This window comes from Gottfriedia sp. NPDC056225 (assembly GCF_042267765.1).
GTDB lineage: Bacteria > Bacillota > Bacilli > Bacillales > Bacillaceae_G > Gottfriedia.
Genome location: NZ_JBHJTJ010000004.1, coordinates 45,010 through 63,592 on the forward strand (window position 1 = coordinate 45,010; position 18,583 = coordinate 63,592).

The window sequence follows — 18,583 nt, forward strand, 5'->3', positions numbered from 1 at the left end:
ATATGTTGAAATTTATCATCCGACGTATACTCATCATGATTCCTCAGCTTTTAATCTTGAGTATACTAATCTTTGCACTCGCTAAAGCCATGCCAGGTGATGCTCTAACTGGTCGATCAATTAACCCAAAAGCTAATCCACAGGAAATTGAAAAGATTCGTGAAGAAATGGGTTTAAATGATCCAGCTTATATCCAGTATTATCATTGGATTAAAAATGTAGCAAAAGGAGATTTTGGTGTTTCTTATACACACAAAATCAAAGTGGTTGACGTAATTGGCGACCGTATTGGAAATACTGTATTACTTGCACTTTTTGTGTTTATATTTACGTATTTACTGGCTATTCCTCTTGGCATTATTAGTGGACGCTGGAACGACACATGGGCTGATAACCTGATAACCGGATATAACTATTTAGGTTTTGCTACACCCCTATTTATTTTTGGATTAGTTATGTTGTTCATTTTTGGATTTTATTTTGATATTTTTCCAACGGGCGGTAGCGTCGATCCACAGATTGCTGATGGAACTTTTGCCTATTACGTAAGTAAATTAGATCATCTTATCTTACCATCTTTATCAGGTGCACTAATTTCAACTGTTGGTATTTCCCAATATTTACGCAGCGAAATTATTGACACAAAAGTAAAAGATTTTGTAAGAACAGCTAGATCAAAAGGTGTACCTGAAGGAAAGGTATATTCTAGACATATTTTACGAAATTCATTCTTACCAATCGCTGCATTTTTAGGTTATGAGATTACCGGTTTAATAGCTGGTTCAGTATTTTTAGAGTCAATTTTTGGATATCCAGGAATTGGACAGCTGTTTGTTAAATCCGTTATGTTACGTGACTTTACTGTAGTAAATGCACTTGTTTTAATGACATGTCTTGCAACACTATTTGGAACATTAATCTCGGATATTATTCTAAGCATCGTGGATCCACGTATACGGATTGATTAAGGTAGGTGAAATTTATGGAATTAAAAATCGAAAATCAAAATCATATAGTTGAGAAGCGCAAAAGTGCATCTGGATTTAGTGTTATTTGGGCAGAATTTAGACGAGATAAGTTAGCTTTAGGTTCTCTTATCCTACTTGGCTTAATAATATTATTGGTGTATGGCACTTCGCTTGTACTAAATCAAGATCAAATTGTTAAAGTTGACTTTCTATCAATCTATCAGCCCCCTTCCTCTGCTCATATACTTGGTACTGATTACGGAGGACGTGATGTTTTCGGGCAACTAATAATTGGAACTAGAAATTCTTTTACAATCGGTTTTTTCATCACAATTATTACGAATTTACTAGGCTTAACACTTGGGTTAATAGCTGGTTACTTTGGTGGCTGGGTTGATGGTACTGTCATGCGTATTATTGACTTTTTCCTATCTTTACCAACAATCATGTTAATTATCGTATTCGTTACAGTTGTACCGACATTCTCAATCGTAAATTTCATCTTAATAATGAGTCTATTTTTATGGACAGGTAAGGCAAGATTAATTCGTTCAAAAGTATTATCAGAAAGCGAATTAGATTATGTTGCCGCTGCTAAAGCGATTGGCACGCCAAGCTGGAAAATCATTATTTCACACGTTTTACCAAATGTAAGTTCATTAATTATTGTTGCATTTACATTAAACCTAGCTGGAAATATCGGTATTGAATCAGGTTTAACGTTCCTTGGATTTGGTTTACCAGAAAGTACTCCAAGTTTAGGAACACTAGTAAGTTATGCAACAAACCCTGATGTTTTACAAAACAAGCTGTGGATTTGGCTACCTGCATCGTGCATGATTTTAGTGCTCATGCTGAGTATAAATTTTATCGGTGAAGCGCTAAAGCGTGCAGCTGATGCAAGACAAAGAAGAGGTTAAGAAACCATTAAAGGAGAGTGGAAATATGAAAAATGCAAAAGGATTTTCTAAGGTTTTAAGCGCAATGGCAGTATCTATGTTAATTCTATCTGCTTGTAAGGGCGGGGACACAAAAACGTCTACAACTGCTAAAGTAGATCAAGCTGCTTTCCCAATTAAAGTATCGAATAACAAAAAATCAATCGCAGGTGGCACTTTAAAATACGGTTTAGTATCTGACACGCCATTTGAAGGTATTTTAAATACAGTTTTCTATGAAGGCGATCCAGATTCTCAAGTTCTTCAATTCTTTGATGAGGCACTTCTTTCAACAGATGAAAACTATATTTACGACCAAGATGGTGCTGCTACATACAAATTAAGCGATGATAAAAAGACAATTACTTTAACAATTCGCGATAATGTAAAATGGCACAATGGTGACCCTGTAACTGCTTCAGATTTAGAGTACGCTTACCTTGTAATTGGTAGCCCGAAATATACTGGTGTACGTTATGACTCACAAATGTCTATGATCGAAGGTATGGAAGATTACCATAACGGTAAAGCAAAATCGATCTCTGGGGTAAAAGTAATTGACGACCACAACATCTCAATTACATTCAAAGAAGCAAACCCATCAGTACTTACTGGTTTATGGACTAACCCACTACCTAAAAAATATTTAGGAAATGTACCAATCGATAAATTAGCATCATCTGACCAAATTCGTAAAGCTCCAATTGGCTTTGGACCATTCAAAATCAAAAAGATCACTCCAGGTGAAGCTGTAGAATTTGAAGCGAACAAAGATTACTGGAATGGTGCTCCAAAACTTGACGGTGTACTTTTAAAAGTTGTTAACCCAACAATTGCTACATCTTCATTACAAAACGGCGACATCGATATCGCGTCTGTTTCAGCTGACCAATACGATCAAGCTAAAAAATTAAAAAATATCCAATTAATCGGTAAAACAGAATTAGCTTACTCTTACATTGGATTTAAATTAGGACATTTCGATGCGAAAAACGGTGTAAACGTAATGGATAATACAAAATTCTCAGATAAACGTTTACGTCAAGCAATGGCTTATGCGATCGACAACAAAGCAGTTGGGGAAAAATTATACAAAGGATTACGAGTGCCTGCAACATCTGTAATTCCACCATCATTCCCTAAATACTTTGATAAAGCATTAAAAGGATACACTCATGATCCAGCAAAAGCTAAAAAATTACTTGATGATGCTGGTTACAAAGATGTAACTGGAGATGGCTTACGTGAAGATCCAAACGGTAAACCATTCAAAATCAACTTCGCTTCTATGAGCGGTGGCGATATTGCTGAACCATTAGCACAATTCTACATCCAATCTTGGAAAGATGTTGGCTTAGATGTTCAATTATTAGATGGACGTTTACATGAGTTCAACTCATTCTACGATATGGTAGAAAAAGATAATCCAAAAATCGATATCTTCGCAGCAGCTTGGGGAACAGGTTCTGACCCAGACCCATCTGGAATTTGGGCTAAAAACGCACCATTTAACTACGTTCGTTGGGTAAATCCAGAAAACGACAAGTTATTAAAAGAAGGTATCTCAGCTCAAGCCTTTGACGAAAAATACCGTCAAAAAGTATACGACCAATGGCAAGAGCTTGTAAATGACGAAGTACCAGTTATCCCTACTCTATTCCGCTTCGGTTTAGACGGAGTTAACAAACGCGTTAAAGGTTACGACCTAACTGCTGGTCAAGGTTTCCAAGGTCACTTACAAGACATCTCTGTTACAAGTGCAGAGTCTGAAAAAAATAAATAAGCTTTAAAAATGGGACCGTCTCTTTTGAGATGGTTCTTTTTTTTGAGTGTGGATAAGTTGCTGCTCCCCTATGTTTTGGGATGGTTTCTTGGAAGAAATGCGAACATATTGTGTACTTTGTTGATAAAGCTGTGAACTTTGTTGATATAGTAGGCATTTTTATTGATAAACTACTGATTTTTGTTGATATATCGATGATTTTTGTTGATAAAATTTTGGGGATTTTTTTGAGCGGCTGCTGTGCGTTGAAATATAGTGTATTTAAATTCAAAAAGCACGAGAACTCCGTAGACATTGTTAATAAAGTAGCTAATCCACCACTAAATCCAGTCAATGCACCCTAAAAACCGATCCCAAATCAAATTTAATCAAAAACAATCACAACTCAATTAAAAAACAAAAAAACCCGCCAGGAAGCCTAACCTCCTCGCGGGCTCTATCTAATTAAAAGTCAAACTCATAAACCGAAATATTAACTTACCTTCCTACCCGCTTCTTGCTCATGCTTTTCAATCTTATGCCTAGCGGAGAAATGGTAATAAATTAAACATAGAATCATAAATGGAACACCACAGTACAATGCAATGCGTTGGTCTGGGATAAATGCAAGGCTAATCATTACAGCCACATTTAACACTAATGCAACAATTGGTACGATTGGGTAAAGAGGAGTTTTGTATTTTAAGTCCTCTAATTTCCCACCTTCTTGAATGTATTTCTTTCTGCCTAAAAGATTTGATAGTGCAATGCTTGCCCAAACGAATAGACAGCCAAATCCTGCAATTGATAGTAACCATAGATAAACCGTGTCTTCTGCGTAAATACCACTTAATAGAGATAAACATCCAAAAAACATACTAAAAGTTAAAGCGTTTAAAGGTACACCTTTTTTAGTAAGTTTTCCTAATTTCGAACTAACCATTCCTTTTTGAGCCATTGAATACATCATACGTGATGTTGCGTATAGACCTGAGTTTGCAACTGAAAGAACTGCTGTAATAATAACAAAGTTCATAATATCTGCTGCATATGGAATACCGATGTTATCAAATACTACTACGAATGGACTATCTACTAAGCCAGCTTTCTCCCAAGGGAATAAGCCTGCTAAAACAAATATTGATAAAATAAAGAATACTAGAATTCGCCATACAGTGTTATTAATTGCTTTAGGTACAGCTGTTGCTGGATCTTCACTTTCACCAGCTGCAATCCCTACTAATTCACTTCCCTGGAATGAGAAGTTAACTGCAACCATTGTGACCATAATCGCTAAAAAGCCATTCGGGAAAAGTCCGCCGTGGTCTGTAAAGTTAGAAAGCATTGGAGCCTTTGACCCTTCCACTGGTACAATGCCAAACATTACTGCTCCACCTAAAATTATAAATAGAACAATTGTCACTACTTTAATACTTGCAAACCAAAATTCAACTTCAGCAAAACTTCTAGTTGAAAGTGCATTTATTGCGAATAATATTACCCCGAATACTACACACCAAATCCAAGTCGGTACATCTGGAAACCATCTTTTCATTAACATACTAACTGTTATTAACTCTAAACCGATTGTTACCGACCAGTTTAACCATGCCATCCATCCAACTACATAACCTGACGCTGGTGAGATATATTTAGTTGCATAAGTTTGATAAGAACCAGCATCTGGTAAATTAACTGCTAACTCTCCTAAACATAGCATTGTTAAGTACATTACGATTCCACCTACTAAGTAGGCTAATATTGCTCCACCTGGGCCAGCTTCACTAATTGTATAGCCTGATCCCATAAACAAACCTGTCCCAATTACCCCCCCAAGAGCAATCATAAACAAGTGTCTACTTTTAAGTTCTTTCTTTAACCCCTGTTCTTGTTGTTTCATGAAAGTCCCTCCTCTAGATGCAAATTGTGCGCATAAGTTAAAATATTCTGATATAGCAGAATGCAGACTCCCCCGAATCCCATAACGAACACTAAAACGCTTTAAATTAACATATTTCAAGACTAAATTTTCAGATATTAATTGAAAACGCATACAAAATATTGTATTAAAATAATACTTAATTATAAAAATAGACTGTCAATACAATATAAGTGCTCCAGATGGAAAACCACCTGGAGCGAACCTATTAATCTATTAAACCCATCCACGGAAACGAGATGCTTCTGCCATTTTACGAATACCAACCATGTATGCAGCTAATCTCATATTTACTTGACGATTAACTGAAGTTTGATAAACACTGTCAAATGAACGAACCATTTTTTCACGTAGCTTTTTAGCCACTTCTTCATCAGACCAGTAATAACCTTGGTTATTTTGAACCCACTCAAAATACGAAACAGAAACTCCGCCAGCACTTGCTAATACGTCTGGAACTAATAAAATTCCGCGTTCTGTTAATATTTTAGTAGCTTCTAGAGTAGTAGGACCATTTGCAGCTTCAACTACGATTGTTGCTTTAATATTGTGAGCATTTTCAATTGTAATTTGGTTTGAAATTGCAGCCGGAACTAAAATATCACAAGGCATTTCAAGTAATTCTTTATTAGAAATTACATCAGTAAACTGGTTAGTTACTGTACCGAAGCTATCTCTTTTTTCTAATAAACTTTCGATATCTAAACCATTTTGATCATATAATGCGCCAAGTGCGTCCGAAATACCAACTACTTTTGCACCTGCTTCAATCATGAACTTAGCTAAGAAGCTACCCGCATTACCAAATCCTTGAACAATGACACTAGCACCCTTTAAATCGATTCCTTTACGCTTCGCAGCTTCTTCGATACAGATTGTTACACCTTGAGCCGTAGCTGTTTCACGTCCTGCTGAACCACCTAGTACAAGTGGTTTACCAGTAATAAATCCTGGAGAATCAAACTCTTGAATTCTACTATACTCATCCATCATCCAAGCCATAATTTGAGGATTTGTGTATACGTCTGGTGCAGGGATATCTTTCGTCGGACCAACGATTTGGCTGATTGCACGAACATATCCTCTACTTAAGCGCTCTAACTCAAATATTGACATCTTTCTTGGATCACAGATGATACCGCCTTTTCCCCCACCGTATGGTAAATCAACGATACCGCATTTTAAGCTCATCCACATTGATAAAGCTTTTACTTCATCTTCATTTACCTCAGGATGGAAACGAATTCCGCCCTTTGTTGGACCTACAGAATCATTATGTTGTGAACGATAGCCAGTGAAGATTTTCACTGAGCCATCATCCATTCTTACCGGAATTTGTACTGTTAAAAATCGTAAAGGTTCTTTTAATAACTCATAAAGTTCTTTTGAATAACCAAGTTTATGAAGTGCTTCAGAGATTACTTCTTGAGTTGACTCAATTAATTCTCTGCCTTCTTCTTTGATTTTGTTTTGTACTTCATTTTGTGGGATTGTAGTTGTCATTTTTATCGCTCCATTTATACAGTTGCTTTATATTGGCTAAATACTTCGTTAATTTGTTGAATTGACCAGTCTAAATCTTCTTTAGAAATAATTAATGGTGGTGCAAAACGAATTACTGTATCATGTGTTTCTTTACATAATAAACCTTGTTTTTTCAATGCTTCACAGTAAACACGTGCAGGAACATGTAGTTCAACACCAATAAATAATCCACGTCCTCTAACTTCTTTAATATGAGGATGCTCGATTTCTCTTAGTTTTTCCATAAAGTAATTTCCAAGCTCATTTGAACGCTCAGCTAATTTCTCTTCTTCAAGTACATCTAATGCTGCTACAGAAACAGCACAAGCTAATGGGTTTCCACCAAATGTAGATCCGTGAGAACCTGGCTCAAACACTCCTAGAATTGAACGATTTGCAGCAACACATGAAATTGGGAATACGCCGCCTCCAAGTGCTTTACCTAAAATGTACATATCAGGAGTTACTCCATCCCAATCACATGCAAAAGTTTTACCAGTTCTGCATAGACCAGTTTGAATTTCATCTGCAATAAATAATACATTTTCATTTTTACAAACTTCAGCTACTTCGCGTAAGAATCCTTCTCTAGGAATATTAATTCCAGCCTCACCTTGAATTGGCTCGATTAAGAATGCAGCAGTATTAGGAGTAATAGCTGCTTTTAATGCTTCCATATCGCCATAAGGAATTAACTTAATTCCTGGTAAGAATGGTCCAAATCCACGTTGATAGTCTTTTTCTGATGATAAAGATACTGCAGCCATCGTACGTCCATGGAAATTACCAACACAAGCAATAATTTCAGCTTGGTTATCTTCAACACCTTTTACATCATAAGCCCATCTTCTAGCAGCTTTAATTGCTGTCTCAACAGCTTCAGCACCTGTGTTCATTGGTAAAATCATGTCTTTGTTAGTAACTTTTGCTACTTTTTCAAACCACTCACCCATGTTTTCACTATAGAAAGCACGAGAAGTTAATGTAACTTTGTCCGCTTGATCCTTTAAAGCTTGAATAATTTTCGGATGACGATGACCTTGGTTTACAGAAGAATAAGCACTAAGCATATCTAAATATCTGTTCCCCTCTGGATCTGTCACCCAAATACCTTCAGCTTTAGCAATTACTACTGGTAGTGGATGATAGTTATTTGCACCATACTGATTTGTTTGGTCAATGATTTTTTGAGAATTAGTTGCCATTTGAGTTCCCCCAATATTGATTAATTTTTAGTTTCTTACTAAAAGAATAAGCAATTTCCGTGCCAAACATGTTAAATACAGAAAAATTCACAGAATGTACTTATTCCGAATGTTATCCATCAATAAAGATGATACCGTTTACAATTTACCGCAAATTTTTTTTGCATTTAAGCGCAAAATTAATTAAAATATGCATAGAATATTTGCAGCAAAAAAAAGGATTAACAAAAAAAATTAGCACATTTGGAAAAACTGCCTTTTTATCTTACCAAAAATAGTTAGAAGTGCAAATTTTTTCTACAGTGATAATGAAAAGAGAGAATTTTATGAAAAATGACAAACAAAATTTTTTAGCTGTTGATGAATTATTACAATTAATATTAGAAGAAATTGACATCGGTATACATGTAGTTGACCAAGATGCAAATACGATGGTATATAACCGAAAAATGATGGAAATTGAAATGATGAATGAAGAGGATGTATTACATAAAAATCTTCTGGATGTATTCACGTTTCAAAAAAACCAATCAAGTACACTTCTCGAAGCCCTCCAAAAAGGGAAAGTTCGTAAAAATATTAAACAGTCCTATTTTAATAATAAGGGAAAAGAAGTTACAACAATCAACGATACTTATCCGATCATGAAGGATCATAAAATTATCGGAGCCATCGAAATGGTTCGCGATGTCACTGAATTAAAACAATCCGTACAAGACGGAATTCTTCAAAACAGAAATACACGCTACACATTCGAACAATTAATTGGAACTTCCGCGTCATTTAAGAGCATTATTGAGGACGCTAAGCGATCAGCTAAAACTTCTTCCTCCGTATTAATCGTTGGTGAAACCGGAACAGGTAAAGAACTCTTTGCACAAAGTATTCACAACGCAAGCCAAAGAGCTACAAAGCCATTTATTTCTCAAAATTGTGCCGCTCTTCCTGAAACCTTAATCGAGAGTATTCTTTTCGGTACAAAAAAAGGAGCATTTACCGGGGCAATTGATAAGCCGGGATTATTTGAAGAGGCCAATGGTGGAACATTATTACTAGATGAAATCAACTCACTTAGCCCGAACCTGCAAGCCAAACTTTTACGTGTCATTCAAGAACGCAAAGTTAGAAGAATTGGTGATACGAGTGAAAAAGAATTAGATGTACGAATTATTGCTACTATAAATGAAGATCCGATTGAAGCAATTGCGAATAACCATTTACGTAAGGACTTATATTACCGTTTAAGTGTAGTCTCATTATTTCTTCCACCATTACGTGAACGATTTGAAGATATTCTATTATTAGCAAACTTCTTTATTCAAAAATATAATCGCCTATTTGGCCATCAAGTAACTAAATTGGATGAGGATGTATCAAATTTCTTCCTTAGCCATAACTGGCCGGGTAATATACGTGAGCTTGAACATATGATTGAAGGTGCAATGAACTTAGTTGAAAATGAAACAACTATTTCTTCCACACACTTACCGTCTAGATTTTTTAATGAAAAGAGAAATGTTATTTCCGCATCTACAATCAGTCAAAATAAAGAGGTCAAATCAGTGGATATTACTGAAGATCAATCAAACTTAAAAAACACTTTATTAAATAAAGAAAAACAGTACATTATGAATGTTTTAAACGAACATAACGGCAATATTACAAAAGCTGCAAAACAATTAGGCATCAGTAGACAAAACTTACAATATCGTATTCGTAAGTTAAATTTATTTAACGATTAAGAGCATTAAAGAAATATAAGTTTCCAATCCAGTTTTAACCGCGAACGCCCAAACCTTCCGCATTTGTCCAGCATATTTTAAATATGTAAGACTCATACGTAAAGGAGGTTTGTTATACATGTCGAATGAACTTGAGTATCGTCCGGGGTTTGGCGGTGGCTTCCATGGTGGAGGCGGATTTCATGGTGGAATGGGTGGATTTGGTAGACCAGGTTTTGGGTTCGGTAGACCAGGCTTCGGGTTTGGTAGACCTGGATTCGGATTTGGGCGTCCATTTTTCCGTCCATTCTTCCCATTTTTTCCATTTTACGGGTATGGTTATGGATATGGGGATCCTTACTACTATTGCCCACCAGGATACTACTGTCCTCCCACTTACTACTATTAATGTAAAATTAAAAAATATAAAAGAGAAGGAACCTAATCCTTCTCTTTTTTTATAGCGATATTGTAGAGTAACTCCCTACAACATCTACCGAAAAGCCTAATGCTTCTAATTCTTGCTTAACTCCAGGTAATAATACTTCATCATAGCCCATCTCAACATCAATAATGAAAAAGTAATTTCCCAACCCCGTTTTCGTCGGGCGAGACTCAATCTTTGAAAGGTCAATCTTTCTCCAGGCAAATGCAGATAGCACTTGGTGAAGCGCACCGGCATGGTTCTCCGGCATATTAATGACTAAAGTTGCCTTAGTCTGTTTAGAATCAAAATAATTTGTTTCCACTTTCGCATCTTGTCTTTGTAAAACAACAAATCTTGTATGATTATAAGAATTCGAATGAATGTCTGAAGCAACAATTTCTAAGCCATATTTTTTAGCAGCAAATTCATTTGCTATCGCTGCAATGCACTCATTCGATTGATCACTCACAATTTTAGCGGCAGCGCTTGTAGAAGTTACCGGCTCTAGCTTTGTGTATTTATATTGATTGTGTAAAAACGTATGACACTGAGCTAATGCATGGGAATGAGAATAAATTACATCTATATCCTTCACCCGATGTGCCTGACCTTTTGCCATCAATAAATGTTGTCTAATCGGTATAATAATTTCACCAACCATTTTTAATGGCTGCTCATGTACAAGATAATCAATTGTTGTAGTCACAGAACCCTCAACAGAATTCTCTATTGGAACTACTACTAAATCAACCTCTCCCTCAGCTACACTATCCATACATACAGGTATACTAGAATAAGCAATATGTTCTTCGTTTTTAAATACAGATCGAACTGCGACATGTGTAAAAGTCGCCTCAGGACCTAAATACCCAATCTTCACGTTCCCACTCCTTTTAATTTTTAATTATACTAAAAAGAGTAAAGATTAAAAGCAAAATGTTTCATTTTTAGCAATTATCTTACAAATTTCGCAAATTACGATTTAAAGGGATTCTTTAAAGACTACTTTGACGTATTTTTAAAGTCGTTGGAACAATCACCTTTTTAGCTATTTTCCTACCTAAAAGCCTTTCCATTAATAAATCTACGGCGGATTCTCCCATTAATTCGGTATATACTTTCAAAGTACTTAAACTAGGAAACAAATACTTTGTAAACACAAAATCATTCATTCCAATTAGATTCACGCGCTCAGGAACCGATATTTTTGCCTCATGAAGTGCCTTTAAACATCCAACTGCCATCGTATCACATCCGACTAAAAAAGCTGTTGGTAATTCTCCACCTTGCTCTTTGATTGCCTTGTTCATTAAATTAAATCCTTCTTCTGCTGTAAAACTACTTAAATACAGATTTTCTTTATGAAAAAGTCCCTTTTCTTCTAAATACTTTTTATATGTTTTCACGCGAGAATTATGATTTTGATTTCGATCATACTCACGTCCACCAATGTATCCAATTTTTTGATGACCATGCGATATAAAATGGTCTAAAACTTTTACAATAGCATTCTCATAATCCGTTATGACAGAATCGTATTTTTCTTCATCTGGTGAAAAATTAACAAACACAATGTTTTTCGAAACTTTTTTCAATGAAATGATTTGTTGACTATCGAACTTACCTAAAGCAATAACACCAAGGATTTGCTCATCATACATTCCCTTTTCACTTCCATGAAAAAAAGTAGAAATATGTAAAGAATGTTGCTCACACTTATTTTCAATTCCGAATCGGATTAGCATATAAAACAATTCATTTAACTCTTCTTTGTCGTGCTCGCCTTTAACAAGTGCGATTTTAGCAATATTCTTTTTTACTTTAGACTTTTTCCTATAAGATAGTTTTTCGGCTGTCTCGAAAATTCTTTGTTTTGTATCATCACTTACCGATAGTGCAGGGTCATAATTCAGAACTCTTGAAACAGTAGCAATTGATACCCCTGCTTTTTCCGCAATATCTTTAATAGTAGTCATTCAACTCTCCTCGTAATCTTTCCAACTTAATTGAACTTATTAAGTTAATTTTAACAGTTGAAGGTTGTACGATTATTCATTAAATATGGAGAATTTTTTACATATTTTAATTACTTTAAATCCGAATCGCATATTTAAGTTTTATTTATGTGTTTTTGAAATATTATAATTTACAGGAGGAAATTTTATCTTTGATGGAGTTTACTAGGTTGCTTTTTTAATTGTTGGTTGATGTGGTTTCTAATTTTTATTCATATAAAGTTTTTATCATCGTACTTGTTAAAGCTTCAATTGTCCTACTTGAAGATAAGCCAATTTCATTTGGAAGATTACTGTAAATCAGTATATCCATCCCCCTATTAATACGATATCCCGCTTGCTTTAAATAACTTATTACTTTCTTTAAATAGCTAGTCCAGTCATGTTTTATTTGATCCTCTACATCATTTAAAGTCACTTCAATGATACCTAAGTCTTCAAAATTTAATGATACTAGTTTAATTAACTGTGCTTCTGTTCTAGATAAAATGACATAAATACCAAATTGACGAGATCCATTTTCTTCATTCCCAGTTATTTCTTCGATCTGACCATTATGTCCTGATAAGAAAAATATACGTAAGCTCGAATGATTGTAATACTGGTTGTACACCGATACTAAATCTTTAACATTCATTTCTTAATCACTCCTATTAAATTATTTCAATGAAGCTCATTAGATCTAATTCAACTTTCTAACTCTCCCCTCGCCAAAGTCATAACTAGATATAAATTTTACTAGGAATAACCTCTAAACTACTAAAAAATGGGTTCTATAAAAAGTATCCTACTCTCATGGATATTATTGGTCAATAATTAAATCAATAAAAATTTACTAAAATAGCAGAAACTTTTACTTAGTTTTTTATTCTGTCACAATTAAAGTTTTCAGAAATAAACTAACGATAACATAAGGAATTCAAAAGCTTTTTTGATATTAGTTCTATTAGATTACTAAAAGTAATTATTTTACAATTTTACTTTCCGCCTTACGAAATAACTATTTTTAAATAACAAAGTAAATAAAATTAACTAAAATTTTTTAGCCTCTATTTCTTTGGTGCGATTTGGAAATAAGTTTATATTGATTTATTTTCAGAAAATTTAATAAACTATTAATATAGCCTTACAATAAAGGGGGTAATAATTGGTGTTATCGTTTAATAGTGGTTTAGATGCATTTAAAATTCTTGCTTTCATTTTTCCAATTATCTTCGTATTCGTTTTTGCAGGTATCTTTTTCGCTTTATTAAAAGGATTAAAACAATGGAATTTTAATAATAAACAGCCTAAATTAACAGTTCCTGCAAAAATAGCTACAAAAAGAATTGAATATATTCAGCGTAATAAAAACCAGCTCGGTCAATCCTACACACATTATTATGTTACACTTGAGGTTGAATCTGGGGACAGAATTGAATTTCAAGTTGATGGATTTATTTATGGTCAATTAGTAGAAAAAGATTCAGGAAAACTAACATTTCAAGGAACTAGATTCATAAAATTCGAGCGATAACAAATTTTTTCGAGGTGGAATAATGAAGGTTTTCATAAGCGGTGCCACTGGTTTTTTAGGGAAACACACTACTAAAAGATTAAGCGAGATGGGGTATTCTGTAATAGCCTATGGAAGGAACGAAGAAGCGGCTAAATTTTTCGTAAATATGAGTAATGTTACGTTTATTAAAGGTGATTTAAACAACTCCGTCTTGTTAAACGAGAATATAAATAATGTAGATTATGTAATTCATTGCGCAGCTCTTGCGGCACCTTTTGGAGATTATTCTGAATTCGAAAAAACGAATGTTGAAGGAACAAAGAATATTGTGAATGCTGCACTTTTGGCAAACTTAAAAAAGTTTGTTAATATTTCTACTCCAAGTGTTTATTTCACAAATGAAAGTCGTAAAAACGTTAAAGAAAGCGATCCACTCCCGACGAAGCACTCTAATTATTACGCTAAAACGAAACATTTAGCTGATTTAATTATTGAAGATGCAATTGAAAAAGGACTACCAGCTATTTCACTAAGACCTAGACAAATTTTTGGTCCTTTTGACCATACAATATTTGGAAGATTTATACAGATAAATGAAGATGGTGGAATTCCTTTAGTTCATAGTGGACAAGTTCTAATGGATTTCACGTATATTGATAATGTAGTCGATATGATTATTGCTTGTATGAAAGCTGATCATGCTCTTAATGGCGAATACTACAATATCACAAATGATCAACCTATTTACTTAATAGATGTACTAAAGCAACTATTCTTAGCTTTAAATAAAGAATTAAATACAAAAAATATCTCTCCAAAACTACTCTCATTCATTGCAACAAGCTCTGAACTGGTAGCAAAGTTTACTAAAAAACCACCAAAAGTTTCAAATCATATTGCGAATTTCTTAACCTATGACTATACACTTAATATTGAAAAAATCAAAAGCGACTTAAATTACGAACCAAAAGTTTCAATAAATGAGGGTATTAAACGATATGCTGATTGGTACTTAACTTCAAACGAGTTAAAATAAATGAAAACAAGTTAAAATCACTGGATTTAGTGGTTTCAACTTGTTTTTTAATTTACGATTCTATTTAATGACCGTATGTAATTCCTTAATATTTAAAGACCATAACCCACTATTTAAGATGATTTTCACGTCTTTTATATTTAGGCGTTCTTTAAAAAGTGGTCCGTCAATGACGAATGTATGGTACTCTCCTCCCTCACCCATTGGACAGATTTCTTTACTAGTAAAAATTTCTTTTAAGTCTACATTTAAAGTCCTACCTACTATAGACGAATCAAAAATTCTCTCACTTGCTCTACAAACAATTGCATTATATCCAGTCATTAGCCATTTATTTAGTAAATTAATAGACTCATTTTTAGTAATCCACACAGGGAAAAGTGCTTGAAGTCCAGCTTGGGATGCAACTAGCTCATTCCATTGTCGATCTTCACTTACATATAATGTACCAAATGCAATACTAGAAAGATTGAATTGTTCTTTTATCGCTTTAAGCCCGTTAATCATTGACTCCTCATATTGACCTGCCGAATCTATCATAACAAGGGGAATACCAATTGCATCTGCTTGCATTTGCAAAAAATTAAGTTGTGTCCCATGTGCATGGTTTCTATCATCTTTTTTCGAAACCATCGATACTAAACATGCCACTTCATATCCATCTTTAATCAGTTGATCTAGAGCTAAACAACAATCCTTCCCACCGCTCCAGGAAACTGCTACTTTACGATTATTCACCTAAATCATTCTCCCTTAAATTAAAACTCTATATTTCCTTTTAATAACGAAAATGCGATTCGTTCAAACATCATTTTATTAAACTTTTTACATAAGCCATGCCTTTCAATGAAAAATTAAACCACTGTTGATTATCTCCGTAAGGAATTTCAACCCATTCTCTCATTGGTTTTCCACCCATCGGATCAAAGTTTTTTGCATCTGTTAATTTTAAGGCAGCTTCAACGTCCGCTGGATTTAGTTTTACGACTATATTGGGCTCATTATAAAACATAAAAACCTTTCCTTGCACCTTTAATCCTTTGTGTCCAAAAATACTCCCCTTTGTAGCATCATAATCATTAATTAATTCCGTTCGTAAACTTTCAAATAGTTCAATTGTACCTTCCATATTCATCATTCCTTTTTCAACTTTAAGCTTAAAAATACCCTTTTATAAGAGGATCTTATTAATACTTATAACTTATTGATATTATTCATTGTAAAATTGTCGTCTATACTATTCTTATAGATAATTTGAAATAATTCAAAGGGGAGGTATTTACATGACAATTGACTTCCATGATGCACAAAATAAAATGACTTATACATCTCGAGAGGCTGACCCTTCATGGCTCGAGCTAATGAAGGATAATATTGACTTAAATGGAAAAAACGTGGTCGATCTAGGCTGCGGCGGCGGTATTTATTCAATTGCCCTGGCTAAGTTAAATGTTAACCAAGTTACAGCCGTAGATTTTTCAGAGGAAATGCTTAAAGGAGCTGTTGAAAATTGTAAAGACTATAATAACATAATGTTTAGTAAAGGTGACGCATATGATACTAAACTCCCATCCTCTAGTTATGATGTAATTTTAGAAAGAGCTCTAGTACATCACTTAGATTCTTTAACTAAATGTTTTAGTGAAGCAAATCGTTTACTAAAAAAGAATGGCATCCTCATCGTACAAGACCGAACGCCAGAGGATTGTTTATTACCAGGAGGCGAGAACCATTTACGAGGCTATTTTTTCGACCAATATCCTAAACTAAAAACAAAAGAAATTGTTAGAAGATATGATTCCAAAGAAATGCAATCGGCATTAGGGTCTGCTGGTTTTCATCTAAAAAAAGAAATGAAACTTTGGGAAACTAGACGTATTTATAATGATCTAGATTCACTTAAAACGGATTTATTACTTAGAACAGGCCGTTCAATTCTACATGAACTTACTGATGATGAACTAACTAATTTAGTAAAATTTATAGAAAAAAAACTTAAACATCAAGAACCAATCATTGAGAAAGACCGTTGGACGATTTGGATTGCTAAAAAAGTAATAGAATGAAGTAACACTTAGTATAATACTGTGCGTTTTTTATTCTCTTCAGTATTTCTACTTTTGAATAGAATTATCTAGCTATTAATCATTCACTTTATTTTCAACTTTTGGTAGCTTAATTGTTACTTTCGTGCCCTCATCAACGCTACTCTCGAATGAGATTGTTCCATGCATTGCTTCAATGATACGGACAGAAACCGTTGTTCCTACTCCAGTTCCCTTTTCTTTCGTTGAATAGAAGAGTGTACCAATGCGTGAAAGTTGTTCTTTTGTCATACCTTTTCCATTATCTCTGATCGTGATGACAGTTTTATCTTTTTCTTCGCATAGTTTTGTATGTACATATCCACCGGAGCTAGTTGCCTCAATCGCGTTTTTGATTAAGTTTATTAAAGCTTGTTTAAATTGATTTTTATCTGTATTGATGAATGTTTCTGCCTCGATATCGCCCTTTAACTTAACATTTTGCTTTAATGCTAAAGGTACTAATAAGGTGACTACATCTGTAACACATTGTTTTAAATTGAACGTTTCTACTTTATCAAATTGCGGCTTGGCAAAGTTTAAATAATCATTAATAATCCCTTCCGCTCTACCTAATTCGCTCAATACTAAAGGTAAATATTCCATCGACTGGTTATCTTTACTCTCTTGCATTAATTGCAGAAAACCTTTAACAACCGTAAGTGGATTTCGTACTTCATGTGCAATAGAAGCTGCCATTTCACTTAAAGTATTAAGCTTTTCTGCCCTTTGGATTTCTTTGTGTAATATTTTATTCTCAATTAACGTCTCAATTAGTTTTGCTCCTAAAGTAATGGCGATTAACTCGATCACAATAAAAATGAGAACTAAACCGAAAAGTCTGTAATCGCTTTTAAAACTAATATTATTTACAATTAAATAAGTAAATAATATCCCTAGTTGAACTACAGCAGGCCATAAACTAATTAAAGCTGTTGCAATTATTCTTTGTTTAGGCTTAAATCTCCAAAACCATTTAAATAAAATCAATGCCCCTAGTGAGGATAGGGTAATACTAATCACACCAAATATGATTGCGTCTCCGCCTAAAATAAATCTACCTAATAAAATCGCTAAAAAAGTTACAATACCCCAGCGATAACCGCAATAAAGAAAAGCAAGCGTTAAAGGGATATATCTTAAGTCCCAAAATAATCCATATGCTGGATACGGAAAGGCCATACAAAAAAAGCCTGCTACAGCTTGGAACATGCCAAATAGATAAATTTTATCCTTATAGCCATGTCTTTCATAAATAATACTGTAGATTAATATCGGACTTAATATGATTAAAACATGCAGTAAAAGTTTTTCGATTAACACGTTTTCATCCTCACTAAATTCAAATTTACAAAAATGAGTTTAACATTAAAATAATACGACAAAACTTCCAAAAATCCTTTATTTTGTCCTACCAATTCCCATCTTTTTTCAATTTCTGTCGATTAATATTTTCACATTAAATT

17 protein-coding genes are annotated in these 18,583 nt (G+C 34.1%); 8 read left to right on the forward strand and 9 right to left on the reverse strand.

The window, feature by feature from the left end; translation table 11 throughout:
* Positions 1-2: 2 nt before the first annotated feature.
* The 3 genes from opp4B to opp4A are packed head-to-tail and all read left to right on the forward strand — an operon-like array spanning position 3 to position 3,689.
* Positions 3-968, forward strand: coding sequence for an oligopeptide ABC transporter permease (gene opp4B / locus ACFCYN_RS04830; RefSeq protein WP_172446894.1), 966 nt, complete (start codon positions 3-5; stop codon positions 966-968).
* A gap of 14 nt (positions 969-982) precedes the next feature.
* Complete coding sequence (locus tag ACFCYN_RS04835; protein ID WP_172446893.1) at positions 983-1,888, forward strand: ABC transporter permease; 906 nt, start codon at positions 983-985, stop codon at positions 1,886-1,888.
* Positions 1,889-1,913: 25 nt separating this feature from the next.
* The gene (gene opp4A / locus ACFCYN_RS04840) at positions 1,914-3,689 is read left to right on the forward strand and encodes an oligopeptide ABC transporter substrate-binding protein (RefSeq protein WP_172446892.1); all 1,776 of its coding nucleotides are present in this window, start codon (positions 1,914-1,916) and stop codon (positions 3,687-3,689) included.
* A 472-nt stretch (positions 3,690-4,161) separates the two neighbouring features.
* On the opposite strand, the gene ACFCYN_RS04845 is transcribed toward opp4A, so the two are convergent.
* From ACFCYN_RS04845 to ACFCYN_RS04855, 3 genes are all read right to left on the reverse strand, one after another.
* A complete protein-coding gene (locus ACFCYN_RS04845) occupies positions 4,162-5,568 on the reverse strand; it encodes an amino acid permease (RefSeq protein ID WP_172446891.1) in 1,407 nt (468 codons plus the stop codon).
* Positions 5,569-5,823: 255 nt separating this feature from the next.
* A complete protein-coding gene (locus tag ACFCYN_RS04850; RefSeq protein WP_172446890.1) occupies positions 5,824-7,110 on the reverse strand; it encodes a Glu/Leu/Phe/Val family dehydrogenase in 1,287 nt (428 codons plus the stop codon).
* Between the two features lie 14 nt (positions 7,111-7,124).
* Positions 7,125-8,336: an ornithine--oxo-acid transaminase gene (locus ACFCYN_RS04855; RefSeq protein ID WP_375947907.1), complete on the reverse strand. Its 1,212-nt coding sequence runs from the start codon at positions 8,334-8,336 to the stop codon at positions 7,125-7,127.
* 326 nt (positions 8,337-8,662) lie between these two features.
* Between ACFCYN_RS04855 and ACFCYN_RS04860 the strand changes: the two genes are divergently transcribed.
* Positions 8,663-10,078, forward strand: a complete 1,416-nt coding sequence (locus ACFCYN_RS04860; protein WP_375947909.1) for a sigma-54 interaction domain-containing protein — start codon at positions 8,663-8,665, stop codon at positions 10,076-10,078.
* A 118-nt stretch (positions 10,079-10,196) separates the two neighbouring features.
* Positions 10,197-10,466 (forward strand): hypothetical protein, encoded by a 270-nt coding sequence (locus ACFCYN_RS04865; RefSeq protein ID WP_375947911.1) that lies wholly within the window; start codon positions 10,197-10,199, stop codon positions 10,464-10,466.
* A gap of 49 nt (positions 10,467-10,515) precedes the next feature.
* Here the strand turns inward: ACFCYN_RS04865 and pheA are convergent, their stop codons facing one another.
* From pheA to ACFCYN_RS04880, 3 genes are all read right to left on the reverse strand, one after another.
* Positions 10,516-11,364: a prephenate dehydratase gene (gene pheA, locus ACFCYN_RS04870; RefSeq protein WP_375947913.1), complete on the reverse strand. Its 849-nt coding sequence runs from the start codon at positions 11,362-11,364 to the stop codon at positions 10,516-10,518.
* A 115-nt stretch (positions 11,365-11,479) separates the two neighbouring features.
* Positions 11,480-12,460: a LacI family DNA-binding transcriptional regulator gene (locus ACFCYN_RS04875; protein WP_172446886.1), complete on the reverse strand. Its 981-nt coding sequence runs from the start codon at positions 12,458-12,460 to the stop codon at positions 11,480-11,482.
* Positions 12,461-12,707: 247 nt separating this feature from the next.
* A complete protein-coding gene (locus ACFCYN_RS04880; protein ID WP_172446885.1) occupies positions 12,708-13,136 on the reverse strand; it encodes a GHMP family kinase ATP-binding protein in 429 nt (142 codons plus the stop codon).
* 513 nt (positions 13,137-13,649) lie between these two features.
* Between ACFCYN_RS04880 and ACFCYN_RS04885 the strand changes: the two genes are divergently transcribed.
* A complete protein-coding gene (locus tag ACFCYN_RS04885; protein WP_098170171.1) occupies positions 13,650-14,015 on the forward strand; it encodes a DUF2500 domain-containing protein in 366 nt (121 codons plus the stop codon).
* Between the two features lie 22 nt (positions 14,016-14,037).
* The gene (locus tag ACFCYN_RS04890; RefSeq protein ID WP_375947915.1) at positions 14,038-15,033 is read left to right on the forward strand and encodes an NAD-dependent epimerase/dehydratase family protein; all 996 of its coding nucleotides are present in this window, start codon (positions 14,038-14,040) and stop codon (positions 15,031-15,033) included.
* A gap of 60 nt (positions 15,034-15,093) precedes the next feature.
* Here ACFCYN_RS04890 and ACFCYN_RS04895 read toward each other — a convergent pair whose 3' ends face one another.
* A complete protein-coding gene (locus tag ACFCYN_RS04895) occupies positions 15,094-15,771 on the reverse strand; it encodes a Dph6-related ATP pyrophosphatase (RefSeq protein ID WP_375947917.1) in 678 nt (225 codons plus the stop codon).
* Between the two features lie 70 nt (positions 15,772-15,841).
* The gene (locus ACFCYN_RS04900; RefSeq protein ID WP_172446881.1) at positions 15,842-16,171 is read right to left on the reverse strand and encodes an RNA-binding protein; all 330 of its coding nucleotides are present in this window, start codon (positions 16,169-16,171) and stop codon (positions 15,842-15,844) included.
* A gap of 145 nt (positions 16,172-16,316) precedes the next feature.
* Between ACFCYN_RS04900 and ACFCYN_RS04905 the strand changes: the two genes are divergently transcribed.
* On the forward strand, positions 16,317-17,099 hold the full coding sequence (locus ACFCYN_RS04905) for a methyltransferase domain-containing protein (protein WP_375947919.1): 783 nt from the start codon (positions 16,317-16,319) through the stop codon (positions 17,097-17,099).
* Positions 17,100-17,174: 75 nt separating this feature from the next.
* Here the strand turns inward: ACFCYN_RS04905 and ACFCYN_RS04910 are convergent, their stop codons facing one another.
* Positions 17,175-18,440 carry an ATP-binding protein gene (locus ACFCYN_RS04910; RefSeq protein ID WP_375947921.1) on the reverse strand — a complete coding sequence of 422 codons (1,266 nt, stop codon included), beginning with the start codon at positions 18,438-18,440 and terminating at the stop codon, positions 17,175-17,177.
* Between the last annotated feature and the right edge of the window lie 143 nt (positions 18,441-18,583).

Excerpts from the sequence above, each read along its gene's own strand:
- opp4B (WP_172446894.1), top strand. The coding sequence starts at position 3 with ATGTTGAAATTTATCATCCGACGTATACTCATCATGATTCCTCAGCTT.
- ACFCYN_RS04835 (WP_172446893.1), top strand. The coding sequence starts at position 983 with ATGGAATTAAAAATCGAAAATCAAAATCATATAGTTGAGAAGCGCAAA.
- opp4A (WP_172446892.1), top strand. The coding sequence starts at position 1,914 with ATGAAAAATGCAAAAGGATTTTCTAAGGTTTTAAGCGCAATGGCAGTA.
- ACFCYN_RS04845 (WP_172446891.1), bottom strand. The coding sequence starts at position 5,568 with ATGAAACAACAAGAACAGGGGTTAAAGAAAGAACTTAAAAGTAGACAC.
- ACFCYN_RS04850 (WP_172446890.1), bottom strand. The coding sequence starts at position 7,110 with ATGACAACTACAATCCCACAAAATGAAGTACAAAACAAAATCAAAGAA.
- ACFCYN_RS04855 (WP_375947907.1), bottom strand. The coding sequence starts at position 8,336 with ATGGCAACTAATTCTCAAAAAATCATTGACCAAACAAATCAGTATGGT.
- ACFCYN_RS04860 (WP_375947909.1), top strand. The coding sequence starts at position 8,663 with ATGAAAAATGACAAACAAAATTTTTTAGCTGTTGATGAATTATTACAA.
- ACFCYN_RS04865 (WP_375947911.1), top strand. The coding sequence starts at position 10,197 with ATGTCGAATGAACTTGAGTATCGTCCGGGGTTTGGCGGTGGCTTCCAT.
- ACFCYN_RS04875 (WP_172446886.1), bottom strand. The coding sequence starts at position 12,460 with ATGACTACTATTAAAGATATTGCGGAAAAAGCAGGGGTATCAATTGCT.
- ACFCYN_RS04880 (WP_172446885.1), bottom strand. The coding sequence starts at position 13,136 with ATGAATGTTAAAGATTTAGTATCGGTGTACAACCAGTATTACAATCAT.
- ACFCYN_RS04890 (WP_375947915.1), top strand. The coding sequence starts at position 14,038 with ATGAAGGTTTTCATAAGCGGTGCCACTGGTTTTTTAGGGAAACACACT.
- ACFCYN_RS04900 (WP_172446881.1), bottom strand. The coding sequence starts at position 16,171 with ATGATGAATATGGAAGGTACAATTGAACTATTTGAAAGTTTACGAACG.
- ACFCYN_RS04905 (WP_375947919.1), top strand. The coding sequence starts at position 16,317 with ATGACAATTGACTTCCATGATGCACAAAATAAAATGACTTATACATCT.